The sequence below is a fragment of the Burkholderia sp. COPS genome (genome assembly GCF_019425585.1).
Classification (GTDB): domain Bacteria; phylum Pseudomonadota; class Gammaproteobacteria; order Burkholderiales; family Burkholderiaceae; genus Burkholderia; species Burkholderia cepacia.
In genome coordinates, this window is sequence record NZ_WIXR01000046.1 from 18,172 (window position 1) to 30,732 (window position 12,561).

The following is a 12,561-nucleotide window of genomic DNA, read 5'->3' on the forward strand; positions in this document are numbered from 1 at the left end:
GGAACGCACGATGAAGAAGATGCACGGAATGATGCTGGCCGCGGTGATCGCGGCGGGTTTCGCCGCACCGGCCGCGATGGCGCAGGACCACGACAACCACCACGACCAGGGCGGCCACGGCATGCAGCACGGCCACGGCCCGAAACACATGCCGCCCGGCCAGATGCGTCATGACGACGACGTGCCGCCGCGCTGGGCCGACCAGCCGCGCCGCGAATGGCACAAGGGCGACCGGCTTCCCCCCGAGTTCCGCGATCGCCAGTACGTGATCGACGACTGGCGCGGCTATCACCTGAGCCCGCCGCCGCGCGGCTATCAATGGGTCGGCGTCGGCGGGGATCACCTGCTGGTGCAGATCGGTTCCGGCATCGTGCTGCGGATCGGCGACTGACCCGGCCGATCGTCCGGCCCGTATCGCGACGCCGCGATGCGCGCCGGGCAGCCGGCCCGCCGCGTCACTTTGCCGCTGCGTGGCGGAACCAGCGGCGCTCGATTCTCGACATCACCCAGCACACGCCCAGCGCACACACGGTGCCGAGCGTCACTTCACCGAGCCGCATCAGCGGAACATCCCACAGCGGGCCGTTGCCCGGAAACAGCAGCACGATCGTCGCGGTTACGCCGCCGAGCCGTGCCGCGCTGCCGACGTTCAGGCACCAGCAGCAGACGATCACGACCGCGACGGTAATCGCATATGCAACGAGGCGGTCGCCGCCGAGTGCCGCGCCGGCGAAGCCGAGCACGCCGCCGACCATCGCGCCGACGAACTGGTCGCGCGACAGCGACATCGTGTCCGAGTAGTTGTGCTGCGTGACGGCGATCGCGGTGATCGCCGCCCACACGGCCTGCTCGGTGTGCATCGCGCGGCCGATCACGTAGGCGAGGCACGCGCTGCACACGGCCTGCAGCGCCATCAGCCCGCCTTGCGCGAGCCGTTCGCTGAACGACAGCCCCTTGAACAGATCGAAGATCGACTGCTGGATCTGCTGGCGGGCTTCGTTGAGTGTCCTGATCGTATCCATCATGCGTTGGCCTGGAAGCGGGTAGCGGCGGCGCGCGGGCGTCAGTGCGCCTGTTCGGGCGATGCGGCGGCCGGTTCGTCGGCCGCCGCGTCGCCGTTCTCGACGCGCGTTTCGGGCATCACGAGCCAGACCAGCAGCACGGCCAGCGCACCGGCGCCCGCGAGCCCGAAGAAGCTGACGGCATTCCCGAAATGATCGGCGACGTAGCCGGCAGCCGCGGTGCTGAGCGTCGCGCCGATCCCGGCCGCGAGCCCGAACAGCCCGATGCACAGGTTGTAGCGGCCCTTGCCGCCCGCGACGTCGGCCGCGATCAGCGGCAGCATCACGCCGAATACGGCGGCGCTGATGCCGTCGAGCATCTGCACCGGCACCAGCAGGTACGGGCTGCTCACGCCCGCGAACAACAGCGCGCGCACCGGCAGCGCGGAGAAGCCGAGCAGCAGGATCGGCCGGCGCCCCCAGCGCTGCGCGGAGCGGCCGACCCACGGCGACAGCATCGCGACGATCGCCTGCGGCACGATGATGCACGCGGCGATCACGAGCTGCACGTTCTCGCCCATCCCGGCCGTGACTTCACCGGCCGCGAGGTTCAGCATCGCCGCGTTCGACAGGTGGAACAGCACGACGCACGCCGCGAAGATCAGCATCCGGCGGTCGCGCAGCAGTTCGAGCAGTGTCTCGCGTTCGCCGGCTTCGTCGTGGTCGCCGTGATCGTCGGGCTTCGACGATTGCGGGATCACTTCGTGTGTCGGCTGGATCATCGCGAGTGCGAACAGCGCGGGCAGCGCCAGCACGGCGGTCAGCCAGAACACCGCACGCGCGGAGAAGTATTCGCCGGTGAGCCCCATCAGGCCCGCCGCGACCGCGCTGCCGATCGATGCCCAGCGCGCGTTGCGGCCGAGCCGGTCGCCGAGGTCGGCACGGCCGACGAGCGAGAACGAGATCGCGGCCATCGCCGGCACGAGCATGCAGCTCGCGAAACCGTGGAACACCTCGGCGGCGATCACCGGCACGATCGTCGGGCTCGACGCGAGCAGCACCGCGGACAGGATGATGGCCGCGATCGCCCACGCGGCCGCGCCTTTCTTGTTCTTCAGCGCGTCGACGGCGGCGCCGCCCGGCACCTGGCTGACCATCGCGCTGATCGTGCCGATCGACAGCACCATGCCGATCTCGCCCTGCGTCCACTTGTGCGACGCGAGGTAGGACGCGATGAACGGACCGAACCCGGTTTGAACGTTTGCAACGAAGAAGTTGAGCCAGTCGAGGGACCGGAGACTGCGTACGCTGACGGAATGCTTGATCGTCATCGGGTCGTACTCGCAGACGAAGCCGGTGCCGGGGCAACGGGCGGGTAGACCGCGACGATCGGCTTGTCGGCCGCGTAGGGCGGCGCCGCCTTGATCTGTGCGTCGTTCAGGTCGAGCTGCGGACGCAGCGCCTTGTCGCGCGTCACGAAGCGCAGCGCGCCCCAGCTCGCGGCGATCGAACGGCGGTCGGTATTGACGAGCCCGCCGAGGTCGAGCACGACAGCCTGCGGCTGCGACGCGCGGTCGATCAGCACGTCGACGACGCGGCCGATCTTCGTGCCGTTCGGGCGCTCGACGTCGCTGTCGAGCAATGGCAGGCGCGTCGCGGGCGAGGCCGCGGCCGAACCCGACAGCGGCACGGCCTTGGGCCGCGCGGCAGGCGGCAGGTCGCCCGACGGCACGTCGAGCACGATCGGCTCCTGTTTGCCGCCCGGCGTGAAGCGGAACACGTTCCACGGGAAGATGACCTTGCGGTCGCCGACGCCCATGAAGCCCTGCAGGTTGACGACCATCTCGCGCGGCTTGCCGCTCGCGTCGGTCACCATGTCGACCGCGCGACCGATCACCTTGCCGTTGCGGCGCGCGACTTCGCTGTCGAGCAGCGCATGGATCTGCGTGCGGTCGAGCGGGCGCGTCGCGACGATCGGCGCGGGCGGTGGCGGCGGTGGCGTCGGCGATTCGGGGCGCTGCACGGGCTTGGGCCGCGTGACTTCGCGGTGCGGCTTTTTCGGCGCTTCCGGCCCTTCCGGCTGCGTCGGCGCCGGCACGGGCGGCATCGTCAGCGGTTCGCCAGCGGTTTCCTGGACGGGTTCGACGAGCGCCTCGCTGATCGGCGCGGGCGGATTCTGGACCGGCAGCAGCCCGCAGCCGGACAGCAGCGCGGCGGCGGCGAGAATCAGGAAGACCGTCGACGACGGCAACGACTTGCGGGATGCGGGAAACGGAAGTCCGCCGCTCATTGACACTCACTCCATGGGTCGGGGCGGCCCGAGGGCACGCGGCTGGCGATGGATGGCGGGTGCGGGCGGCGCACCACGCGACGGGAGATTTTAACGTGTCTTCCTTTCAGGGCCGATTTCGACGGCTTGCTGGAGGCGGACTGTCGGGAAAAGGTAGGGATCGGCGGCGGTCGCGTCGCCGTGGGGCGACGGGGAGGTGGCCGGGCGAGGGGCCGTGCGCATGGGTGCCGGCCCGGCCTGCCGCCGTCATGGCGGGTAGGCGCGGGCGCTGCATGAAAGCAGGGGGAAACCGGGCGTCAGGCTTCCGGGTACCACGCGTCGGAGAATTCGCTGACCTGCACGTCGGTCAGTTCCGGACGGGCGGCGAGCCAACCGCGCACGAGTTCGCGATCGGCGTCGGTCGTCGTGCCGCGCGGTGCGCCGGAGATCACGTACGCGCCGATGCCTTCGTCCGCCGACGCGACGGTCAGCAGACCGTTCGCTTCGACGAAGTCGATGAACGCGTCGATCAGCTGGCCGCGTTCGAGGTCGGTCAGTTCATTGCGGTAGTGCGCGGTCGCGTTGAACGCGAGTTCCTGGAATTCGCCGATGTGGAGTTTCTTGCGCTGGCGGCGGTTGTGGCCTTGGCTCATGGTGTGTGGTGAGTGAATGAGAGGGGAATGGATCGTGCGGCCGGCGGCGGCAGCGAAAGGATGACGCGTGGCGCCGTCTCGATCGCGTGTCATCGCGGGGGCGATCGTGAAACCATTCGTGAACATTGACGCGATGGGCGTTTCGTGATGCGGCTTGGCCCGGCGGCTCATCGCGCGCATGACCGAATGATACAGGGACGGCGGGCTGCCTCGGCTTTGCTATGGTCGGCGGCTACTCGAACGACAACGCGGGTCGCATGTCGGACGATCGCAATTCGTTCATTGGACGTATCGATCTCGAGGCGGGCGTCCTGTTTTTCCGGTGTTCTGAAATGCCGACCGATACGCGGGAAAAGCTGGCGGCGTTCACGCGCGAAGAACCGGGTCGCCCGTTGGTCGGCGGCGAACTGAAGATCGCTCCGTCGTCACGCGCCTCGAAGAGGATCTGTATGTGACCGGAATCGACGCAATCGAATTCATCGACAAGTGGGCCGAAACGTTTGGCGTGCAGGCCGGCGATTTTCCCTGCGGCCGCTATTTCGGCCCGGAGGAACAGGATACGGTGACGACGTTTCTCGCGATGTTTTCCGAGCGTTATCGCCAACCGCCGCGCGTGCCGTTGACGCTCGGCATGCTGGAGGAAGCGATGCGGCTCGACCGTTGGGACAGCAATGCGATCGAGCGGGCCGCAACGCCAACCGCTCACCCGAAATAACCGGACTCGAACGGCCGTTACATCAGCACGATGTCGTATTGCTCCTGGCTCAAATTCGACTCGACCTGCAGCGACACCGGTTTGCCGATGAAGTCGATCAGCATCGCGAGATGTTGCGATTCCTCGTCGAGGAACAGGTCGATCACCTGCTGCGCGGCGATCACGCGGAATTCGCGCGGGTTGAATTGCCGCGACTCACGCAGGATCTCGCGCAGGATGTCGTAGCACACGGTACGCGACGTTTTCACCTGGCCCTTGCCCTGGCAGGTCGGGCACGGTTCACACAGCACGTGCGCGAGCGATTCGCGCGTGCGCTTGCGCGTCATCTCGACGAGCCCGAGCTGGGAGAAGCCGTTGACCGTCACGCGCGTGCGGTCGCGCGACAGCGCCTTCTTCAGCTCGGACAACACCGCGTCGCGATGTTCGGCGTTCTCCATGTCGATGAAGTCGATGATGATGATCCCGCCGAGGTTGCGCAGCCGCAGCTGCCGCGCGATCGTGTGCGCGGCCTCGAGGTTGGTCTTGAAGATCGTGTCGTCGAAGTTGCGCGCACCGACGTAACCGCCCGTGTTCACGTCGATCGTCGTCATCGCCTCGGTCTGGTCGATCATCAGGTAGCCGCCCGACTTCAGGTCGACACGGCGCGACAGCGCGCGCTGGATCTCCGTCTCGATGTTGTACAGGTCGAACAGCGGCCGTTCGCCCGTGTAGTGGTGCAGCTTCGGGCTCACGGCCGGCGTGAACTCGGCCGCGAATTCGGAGAGGCGCTGGTAGGTCTCGCGCGAATCGACCTGGATGCGTGTCGTGTCGTCGTTCGCGAAATCGCGCAGCACGCGCTGCGCGAGATCGAGATCCTGGTACAGCAGGCTCGTCGCCGGCAGCCGCTGCGCCTGCCCGACGATCGTCGCCCACGTCTTGCGCAGGTACGTGACGTCGCCGGCGAGTTCGTCGGAAGTTGCATCCTCGGCGATCGTGCGCACGATATAGCCGCCTTTCTCGTCCGGCGGGATCACGGCGGTCAGCCGTGCGCGCACGGCTTCGCGCTCGGCCTCGCTCTCGATCTTCTGCGAGATGCCGATATGCGGCTCCTGCGGCAGGTAGACGAGCGTGCGGCCCGCGATGCTGACCTGCGTCGACAGCCGGGCGCCTTTCGTGCCGATCGGATCCTTGATCACCTGGACCATCAGCGTCTGGCCCTCGAACACGGTCTTTTCGATCGGCTGGTGCGGCGTGCCCGACTGCGGCTCGCCCGCGAGGCGCGGATGCCAGATGTCGGCGACGTGCAGGAACGCCGCGCGTTCGAGGCCGATGTCGATGAATGCCGACTGCATGCCGGGCAGCACGCGCACGACCTTGCCGAGATAGATGTTGCCGACCCGCCCGCGCGACAGCGTGCGCTCGACGTGAAGCTCCTGCACCGCGCCTTGCTGGACGAGTGCGACCCGCGTTTCCTGCGGCGTGAGGTTGATCAGGATTTCTTCGTTCATGGTGGGATTCAGAAGGCGACACGCGCGGCGCGCAACAGCGCCGCGGTCTCAAAAAGGGGCAGACCCATGATACCTGAATGGGAACCATCGATTCGCTCGATGAACTCGGCCGCGCGCCCCTGGATCGCGTACGCGCCGGCCTTGCCGAACGGCTCGCCGGTGTCGACGTAGCGGGCGAACGCGTCGCGCGATGCATTTGAAAAGCGTACCGACGAGCGCGACAGCGCGGGCGGCAGGAGTTCGCCGTCGGCGCCGATCACGGCGACGGCGGTCAGGACTGCGTGTTCGCGGCCCGCGAGGCGGGTGAGCATCGCGAGCGCATCGTCGGCGTCGGCCGGCTTGCCGAGGATCGCGCCGTCGATCGTGACGGTCGTATCGGCGACCAGCACCGGCGCGGCCGGCTTGCCGCTCGCGACGAGGCGCGCACGCGCGGCCTCGGCCTTGGCGACGGTCACGCGCCGCACGTAGGCATCGGCGGCTTCGCCGGGCAGTTCGGCCTCGAGCGCTTCGGCGTCCTCGTCGGGGCGCGGCAGCAGCAGCTCGAAGCGCACGCCGATCTGCTGCAGCAGCTCCTGGCGGCGCGGGCTTTGTGAAGCGAGGTAAAGGGTCGGGAAAAGTGCGGGGGACGTGCTGGACGGCATGGTGTCGTTATCTCGGTGAGCGCGCGAGGCGCGCGTCTCGAGGACGACACGTCATGCGCGGTGGTAGGGGTGATTCTGCGTGATGCTCCACGCCCGGTAAAGCTGTTCGGCGAGCAGCACGCGCACCATCCCGTGCGGCAGCGTCATGCTCGAGATGCGCAGCAGCACGTCGGCACGCGCTTTCAGTTCCGGATCGAGCCCGTCGGCACCGCCGATCACGAACGCGACGTCGCGGCCGTCCTGCTGCCAGCCGGGCAGCGCCTGCGCGAGCTGCATCGTGGTCCAGTCGCGGCCGCGCTCGTCGAGCGCGACGAGGCGCGCGCCCTTCGGCAACGCGGCCTCGATCTTCTGCCGCTCGGCCGCCATCACGCTCTCGGCGCTGCGGCCGCCCGAACGCAGTTCGGGCTTGATCTCGCGCAACTCGATGCGCAGTTCCGGCGGCATCCGCTTCGTGTATTCGTCGAAGCCGGACGCGATCCAGCCCGGCATCTTGTGGCCGACCGCAAGAATGAAAAGCTTCATCGGGAGACGCGTAACGACTCGGGGCTCAACGGCGGCGGGCGGCCGTCTTGCGCGCCGGGCGTGCGGGCGCTTCTTCCTCTTCTTCGTCGTCTTCGCTCGCCGTCGCGAAACCGTTGCCCTTGCCACCGCCGAGCTTCATCCGCACGGGCTTGTCGCCCCAGATTTCCTCGAGGTTGTAGTACTGGCGCAGCGCCGGTTGCAGGATGTGCACGACCGCGTCGCCGCAGTCGACCAGCACCCATTCGCCGGTGTCCTCGCCTTCGGAGCTGACGATGTCGCCGCCGGCTTCCTTGACCTTGTCGCGCACGTTCGACGCGAGCGCCTTGGTCTGGCGGTTGGAGGTGCCCGAAGCGACGACCACGCGGTCGAACAGTTCGGTCAGGTGGCTGGTGTTGAACACCTTGATGTCTTGCGCCTTGACGTCTTCGAGGGCGTCGACGATCACGCGCTGCAGTTTGCGAATATCCATGGATTCAGGAATGGTAGAGGCGATGTTGAAGAATATAGGCCCATACGGCGGCCGGCACATGCTCGGCCGATGCGTCGGGCATTTGTGCATGGCGCGCGATGCATTCGCGCAGGTGTGCGCGGATGTCGGTCGCGGCGATGTCGAACGAAAGGGTCGTATCGATCAGCAGGTGGCCGCCCGGCGTGGCCTTCAGCACGTCGGCGCCGGCCTGCCGCGCGGCGATTTCCCGCGCGACGTCCGGCGGCGCCGCGCCGAGCTCGAAGCCCGGGCGCGTCGACACGCAGATGTGCGCGTAATCGAACAGCGTGCGCCAGTCGCGCCACGTGTCGAGGCGCACGAGCTGGTCGGCGCCGATCAGCAGCGACAGCGACGCGTCCGGGCCGATCCGCGCGCGCCAGCGCGCGAGCGTCTCGACCGTGTAGGTCGGGCCGGCGTGCTCGATCTCGTCGGTGGCGACGGTCACGGTCACGCCCGGCAGGGACAGCGAGCCGGCGGCCGCGCGGGTCATCGCGAGCCGATGCTCGGCGGCCGACACGTCGCGCTTCTGGTACGGCTGCCCGGCGGGCAGCAGCACGAGTTCGGTCAGGCCGAGCAGCCCGGCGAACCGGCGCGCGAGCGCGAGATGGCCGTCGTGGATCGGGTCGAAAGTGCCGCCCAGCAGGCCGATACGACGCGGCAGCGGGGCGGGGCGGGCGATGGTGTCCAGAAAAACGTGTCCTGTTCTTGAGGCGGCGGGGCGCGGCGGGCTCAGACCCAGTCGCGCGGCACGAGGAATTCGCTCAGGCGCGCTTCCGGCGAGCCCGGCTCGGGTTGCCAGTTGTAGCGCCAGTTCGCGACCGGCGGCATCGACATCAGGATCGATTCGGTCCGGCCGCCGCTTTGCAGGCCGAACAGCGTGCCGCGGTCGAACACGAGGTTGAATTCGACGTAGCGGCCGCGCCGGTAAGCCTGGAAGTCGCGCTCGCGCTCGCCGTACGGCAGCGCGACACGACGCTCGACGATCGGCAGGTACGCGTTCAGGAACGCGTCGCCGACGCTTTGCATCATCTCAAACGAGCGTTCGAATCCGGGCTCGGAGAAATCGTCGAAGAAGATCCCGCCGACGCCGCGCGTCTCGTTGCGGTGCTTCAGGAAGAAATACTCGTCGCACCACGTCTTGAAACGCGGATAGAGCTCGGCGCCGAACGGCTCGAGCGCGTCCTTGCAGGTCTGGTGGAAATGCCGCGCGTCGTCCTCGAACGGATAAACCGGTGTCAGATCCATCCCGCCGCCGAACCAGAAGACCGGCGCTTCGCCGGGTTTCGTCGCGATCAGCATCCGCACGTTCATGTGCACGGTCGGGCAGTACGGATTGCGCGGGTGCAGCACCAGCGACACGCCGAGCGCCTCGAAGCCGCGGCCGGCCAGCTGCGGACGCGCGGCGCTCGCCGACGGCGGCAGCGCGTCGCCCGCGACGTCGGAAAAACCGATCCCCGCGCGCTCGAACACGCGGCCGCCTTCGAGAATCCGCGTGCAGCCGCCGCCGCGCAGGCGCTCTTGCGGCCCGCGCTGCCACGCATCGGTCGCGAGCGGCGTGCCGTCGAGCGCGCCGAGCGCGTCGGCGATGCGTGTCTGCAGGCCCTGAAGGTACGTGCGCACGCGCGTCACGTCGTAGGTCGAATCGGTCATGTCTGGACTGGGTGCCTCCGTGCGAAGCGGGGGCCGTAAAAAAGGCATCTGCCGGGCATTCTATCGAACCCCGGCAGAGGAGCTGCCGCCGCGCGCGGGCGGGGCGGCGGTTGCAACGTTACGCGCTCTTGCGGTTGAGCGCGCGGAAGCCGATGTCGCGGCGGTACTGCATGCCTTCGAAATTGATCTGGTTGATCGTGTCGTACGCATGCTGCTGCGCTTCGCGCACCGAATCGGCGAGGCCGACCACGCACAGCACGCGGCCGCCGGACGTCGTCAGCTTGTCGCCGTCGAGCGTCGTGCCCGCATGGAACGTGACCGCCTGTTCGGTCTCGGCCGGGATCCCGTTGATGCGGTCGCCCTTGCGCGGCGCGTCCGGATAACCGTGCGCGGCCAGCACGACGCCGAGCGCGGTGCGGCGGTCCCAGTCGAGCTCGACCGTGTCGAGCGTGCCCGCGATCGCCTGCTCGACGACCTTCGAGAAATCGCTCTTCAGGCGCGCCATGATCGGCTGCGTTTCCGGGTCGCCCATCCGGCAGTTGAACTCGAGCGTGCGCGGATTGCCTTCCTTGTCGATCATCAGGCCCGCATACAGGAAGCCCGTGAAGCGGATGCCGTCCTTCTCCATCCCGCGCACGGTCGGCATGATGATCTCGCGCATCACACGTGCGTGCATCTGCGGCGTGACGATCGGCGCGGGCGAATACGCGCCCATGCCGCCGGTGTTCGGGCCGCGATCCTCGTCGAGCAGGCGCTTGTGGTCCTGGCTCGAAGCCAGCGCCAGTGCGTGCTTGCCGTCGACCATCACGATGAAGCTGGCTTCCTCGCCGTCGAGGAATTCCTCGATCACGACGCGCGCGCCGGCGTCGCCGAGCTTGTTGCCCGACAGCATCATGTCGACGGCCGCGTGGGCCTCTTCGAGCGTCATCGCGACGACGACGCCCTTGCCGGCCGCGAGGCCGTCGGCCTTCACGACGATCGGCGCACCCTTCGCGTCGATGTACGCGTGGGCGGCGGCCACGTCGGAGAACGTTTCGTACTCGGCGGTCGGGATGCCGTGGCGCTTCATGAACGCCTTCGCGAAATCCTTCGAGCTCTCGAGCTGCGCGGCTTCGCGGGTCGGGCCGAAGACCTTCAGGCCGCGTGCGCGGAACAGGTTGACGATACCGGCCGCGAGCGGCGCTTCCGGCCCGACGAGCGTGAACGCGACGCCTTCGCTTTCCGCGAAATCGGCGAGTTCGTCGAGCGCCGTGATGTCGACGTTCTTCAGACGCTCGTCCTGTGCCGTGCCGCCATTGCCGGGCGCGACATAGACCATCTGGACGCGCGGCGACTGCGCGAGCTTCCACGCCAGCGCATGTTCGCGGCCGCCGGAACCGACGACGAGTAGTTTCATGGGATTCCCCGCAGACTAGAAAACAGGGCGGCCGGCACGCTCAGGCGCGCCGGCCGCGGATTCGATCGGGCCGCCGCCGCAACAGGTGCGCGGCGGCCGGCATCTCATTCCTCGACGATGACGGCGTTCGTATACACGTCCTGCACGTCGTCGAGGTTCTCGAGCGCGTCCAGGAGCTTCTGCATCTTCGCCGCGTCGTCGCCGGTGAATTCGACTTCGTTCTGCGGCTTCATCGTCACTTCGGCGAGTTCGGCCTTGAAGCCCGCGGCTTCGAGCGCGTCCTTCACCGCCGAGAATGCCTGCCAGTCGCACAGCACTTCGATCGAGCCGTCGTCGTTCGTGTTCACGTCGTTCGCGCCGGCTTCGAGCGCGGCTTCCATCAGCGCGTCTTCCGACGTGCCGGGCGCGAACAGGAACTGGCCGACGTGATCGAACATGAACGCGACCGAGCCGTCGGTGCCCATGTTGCCGCCGAACTTCGAGAACGCGTGGCGGACTTCCGCGACCGTGCGGGTGCGGTTGTCGGTCAGCGTGTCGACGATGATCGCCGCGCCGCTGATGCCGTAGCCTTCGTAACGGATTTCCTCGTAGTTCGCGCCGTCCGCGCCGCCGACGCCGCGATCGATCGCGCGCTTGACGTTGTCCTTCGGCATGTTCGCGTCGGCCGCCTTGTCGACCGCGAGACGCAGGCGCGGGTTCGAGTTGACGTCGCCGCCGCCGAGGCGCGCCGCGACCTGGATTTCCTTGATCAGGCGGGTCCAGATCTTGCCGCGCTTCGCGTCGGCCGCTGCCTTCTTATGCTTGATGTTGGCCCATTTCGAATGACCAGCCATACCTTTCTCCGTGCCCGGGCGCGCAGCGCGGGCGATTGTTTCAATGTGTCGTTGAGTCGGCGGCCGTGTCGGCGGGCATGAAGCCGCGGGGGCCGCGCGTGTCGAGTGGATCGAGATTTTATCACGCGGCGACCGCCGGATCGGGGCCGCCGCGCATGGCCGAACGGCCGGGTGGGCGGCCGCGGACCGGGCCGCGCGCAACGCGGCCGTGCCGGGGCTCAGTTCTTGGTGCCGAACAGGCGGTCGCCCGCGTCGCCCAGGCCCGGCACGATGTACGCGTGCTCGTTCAGGTGCGAATCGAGCGACGCGACGAACAGCTTCACGTCGGGGTGTGCGTCCTGGAACACCTGCACGCCTTCGGGCGCGGCCACCAGCGCGACGAACATGATGTTCGCGGCCGGCACGTTGCGGCGTTTCAGCACGTCGACCGCGTGCACCGCCGAGTAGCCGGTCGCGACCATCGGGTCGCACAGGATGAAGATGCGGTCTTCCAGATCCGGCAGGCGCACCAGGTATTCGACCGGGCGGTGGTCGTCGGCGCGGTACACGCCGATATGGCCGACGCGCGCGGACGGCACCAGGTCGAGCAGGCCGTCCGACATCCCGATGCCCGCGCGCAGCACCGGCACGATCGCCAGTTTCTTGCCCGCGATCACCGGCGCGTCGACCTCGACGAGCGGGGTTTCGACCCGCTTGGTGGTAATCGGCAGGTTGCGGGTGATCTCGTAACCCATCAGCAGCGTGATTTCGCGCAGCAACTCGCGGAACGTGCGCGTGGACGTTTCCTTGTCGCGCATGTGCGTGAGCTTGTGCTGGATCAGCGGGTGATCGGTGATGAAGAGATTCGGGAAACGGCTGTCCTGTTTCATGACGGGGGGGCGCCTTGGCGGCAAAAGAGGATCGGGGG

General features: G+C 68.0%; 14 protein-coding genes and 1 pseudogene. 2 read left to right on the forward strand and 13 right to left on the reverse strand.

Annotation, left to right across the window (positions count from 1 at the left end; genetic code table 11):
• The first annotated feature begins 10 nt into the window (after nucleotides 1-10).
• Nucleotides 11-391 (forward strand): RcnB family protein, encoded by a 381-nt coding sequence (locus FOZ70_RS30605; protein WP_021161087.1) that lies wholly within the window; start codon nucleotides 11-13, stop codon nucleotides 389-391.
• A 64-nt stretch (nucleotides 392-455) separates the two neighbouring features.
• Here FOZ70_RS30605 and FOZ70_RS30610 read toward each other — a convergent pair whose 3' ends face one another.
• The 4 genes from FOZ70_RS30610 to FOZ70_RS30625 all read right to left on the reverse strand — a co-directional run bounded on the left by FOZ70_RS30610 (nucleotide 456) and on the right by FOZ70_RS30625 (nucleotide 3,923).
• Nucleotides 456-1,022 carry an FUSC family protein gene (locus tag FOZ70_RS30610; RefSeq protein ID WP_021161088.1) on the reverse strand — a complete coding sequence of 189 codons (567 nt, stop codon included), beginning with the start codon at nucleotides 1,020-1,022 and terminating at the stop codon, nucleotides 456-458.
• A 41-nt stretch (nucleotides 1,023-1,063) separates the two neighbouring features.
• Complete coding sequence (locus FOZ70_RS30615; protein ID WP_021161089.1) at nucleotides 1,064-2,332, reverse strand: MFS transporter; 1,269 nt, start codon at nucleotides 2,330-2,332, stop codon at nucleotides 1,064-1,066.
• The gene (locus FOZ70_RS30620; protein ID WP_021161090.1) at nucleotides 2,329-3,291 is read right to left on the reverse strand and encodes a PRC-barrel domain-containing protein; all 963 of its coding nucleotides are present in this window, start codon (nucleotides 3,289-3,291) and stop codon (nucleotides 2,329-2,331) included. The genes FOZ70_RS30615 and FOZ70_RS30620 overlap by 4 nt, the downstream gene beginning before the upstream one ends.
• Before the next feature lie 296 nt (nucleotides 3,292-3,587).
• Nucleotides 3,588-3,923 (reverse strand): 50S ribosome-binding protein YggL, encoded by a 336-nt coding sequence (locus FOZ70_RS30625; RefSeq protein ID WP_027786829.1) that lies wholly within the window; start codon nucleotides 3,921-3,923, stop codon nucleotides 3,588-3,590.
• Nucleotides 3,924-4,255: 332 nt separating this feature from the next.
• Between FOZ70_RS30625 and FOZ70_RS30630 the strand changes: the two are divergent.
• Nucleotides 4,256-4,638, forward strand: a pseudogene (locus FOZ70_RS30630) (DUF1493 family protein).
• 17 nt (nucleotides 4,639-4,655) lie between these two features.
• Here the strand turns inward: FOZ70_RS30630 and rng are convergent.
• From rng to upp, 9 genes are all read right to left on the reverse strand, one after another.
• Nucleotides 4,656-6,125 carry a ribonuclease G gene (gene rng / locus FOZ70_RS30635; protein WP_021161094.1) on the reverse strand — a complete coding sequence of 490 codons (1,470 nt, stop codon included), beginning with the start codon at nucleotides 6,123-6,125 and terminating at the stop codon, nucleotides 4,656-4,658.
• 8 nt (nucleotides 6,126-6,133) lie between these two features.
• Entirely contained in the window at nucleotides 6,134-6,766 is a 633-nt protein-coding gene (locus tag FOZ70_RS30640) for a Maf family protein (RefSeq protein WP_059816116.1), read from the reverse strand.
• 51 nt (nucleotides 6,767-6,817) lie between these two features.
• Nucleotides 6,818-7,288, reverse strand: a complete 471-nt coding sequence (gene rlmH / locus FOZ70_RS30645; protein WP_006484265.1) for a 23S rRNA (pseudouridine(1915)-N(3))-methyltransferase RlmH — start codon at nucleotides 7,286-7,288, stop codon at nucleotides 6,818-6,820.
• A gap of 25 nt (nucleotides 7,289-7,313) precedes the next feature.
• Nucleotides 7,314-7,757 (reverse strand): ribosome silencing factor, encoded by a 444-nt coding sequence (gene rsfS / locus FOZ70_RS30650; RefSeq protein WP_219707474.1) that lies wholly within the window; start codon nucleotides 7,755-7,757, stop codon nucleotides 7,314-7,316.
• Nucleotides 7,758-7,761: 4 nt separating this feature from the next.
• Nucleotides 7,762-8,463: a nicotinate-nucleotide adenylyltransferase gene (locus FOZ70_RS30655; protein WP_244116862.1), complete on the reverse strand. Its 702-nt coding sequence runs from the start codon at nucleotides 8,461-8,463 to the stop codon at nucleotides 7,762-7,764.
• A 41-nt stretch (nucleotides 8,464-8,504) separates the two neighbouring features.
• A complete protein-coding gene (hemF, locus tag FOZ70_RS30660) occupies nucleotides 8,505-9,425 on the reverse strand; it encodes an oxygen-dependent coproporphyrinogen oxidase (RefSeq protein ID WP_021161098.1) in 921 nt (306 codons plus the stop codon).
• 118 nt (nucleotides 9,426-9,543) lie between these two features.
• Nucleotides 9,544-10,821: a phosphoribosylamine--glycine ligase gene (gene purD / locus FOZ70_RS30665; RefSeq protein ID WP_219707475.1), complete on the reverse strand. Its 1,278-nt coding sequence runs from the start codon at nucleotides 10,819-10,821 to the stop codon at nucleotides 9,544-9,546.
• A gap of 104 nt (nucleotides 10,822-10,925) precedes the next feature.
• Complete coding sequence (locus tag FOZ70_RS30670; RefSeq protein WP_006478227.1) at nucleotides 10,926-11,654, reverse strand: YebC/PmpR family DNA-binding transcriptional regulator; 729 nt, start codon at nucleotides 11,652-11,654, stop codon at nucleotides 10,926-10,928.
• Nucleotides 11,655-11,872: 218 nt separating this feature from the next.
• Nucleotides 11,873-12,523, reverse strand: coding sequence for a uracil phosphoribosyltransferase (upp, locus tag FOZ70_RS30675; protein ID WP_219707476.1), 651 nt, complete (start codon nucleotides 12,521-12,523; stop codon nucleotides 11,873-11,875).
• Nucleotides 12,524-12,561: the final 38 nt, after the last annotated feature.

Bases quoted from the DNA above. Each gene is read 5' to 3' on its own strand.
- purD (WP_219707475.1), bottom strand. From the start codon at position 10,821: ATGAAACTACTCGTCGTCGGTTCCGGCGGCCGCGAACATGCGCTGGCG.
- upp (WP_219707476.1), bottom strand. From the start codon at position 12,523: ATGAAACAGGACAGCCGTTTCCCGAATCTCTTCATCACCGATCACCCG.
- FOZ70_RS30670 (WP_006478227.1), bottom strand. From the start codon at position 11,654: ATGGCTGGTCATTCGAAATGGGCCAACATCAAGCATAAGAAGGCAGCG.
- hemF (WP_021161098.1), bottom strand. From the start codon at position 9,425: ATGACCGATTCGACCTACGACGTGACGCGCGTGCGCACGTACCTTCAG.
- rng (WP_021161094.1), bottom strand. From the start codon at position 6,125: ATGAACGAAGAAATCCTGATCAACCTCACGCCGCAGGAAACGCGGGTC.
- FOZ70_RS30605 (WP_021161087.1), top strand. From the start codon at position 11: ATGAAGAAGATGCACGGAATGATGCTGGCCGCGGTGATCGCGGCGGGT.
- FOZ70_RS30625 (WP_027786829.1), bottom strand. From the start codon at position 3,923: ATGAGCCAAGGCCACAACCGCCGCCAGCGCAAGAAACTCCACATCGGC.
- rlmH (WP_006484265.1), bottom strand. From the start codon at position 7,288: ATGAAGCTTTTCATTCTTGCGGTCGGCCACAAGATGCCGGGCTGGATC.
- rsfS (WP_219707474.1), bottom strand. From the start codon at position 7,757: ATGGATATTCGCAAACTGCAGCGCGTGATCGTCGACGCCCTCGAAGAC.
- FOZ70_RS30615 (WP_021161089.1), bottom strand. From the start codon at position 2,332: ATGACGATCAAGCATTCCGTCAGCGTACGCAGTCTCCGGTCCCTCGAC.
- FOZ70_RS30610 (WP_021161088.1), bottom strand. From the start codon at position 1,022: ATGGATACGATCAGGACACTCAACGAAGCCCGCCAGCAGATCCAGCAG.
- FOZ70_RS30640 (WP_059816116.1), bottom strand. From the start codon at position 6,766: ATGCCGTCCAGCACGTCCCCCGCACTTTTCCCGACCCTTTACCTCGCT.
- FOZ70_RS30620 (WP_021161090.1), bottom strand. From the start codon at position 3,291: ATGAGCGGCGGACTTCCGTTTCCCGCATCCCGCAAGTCGTTGCCGTCG.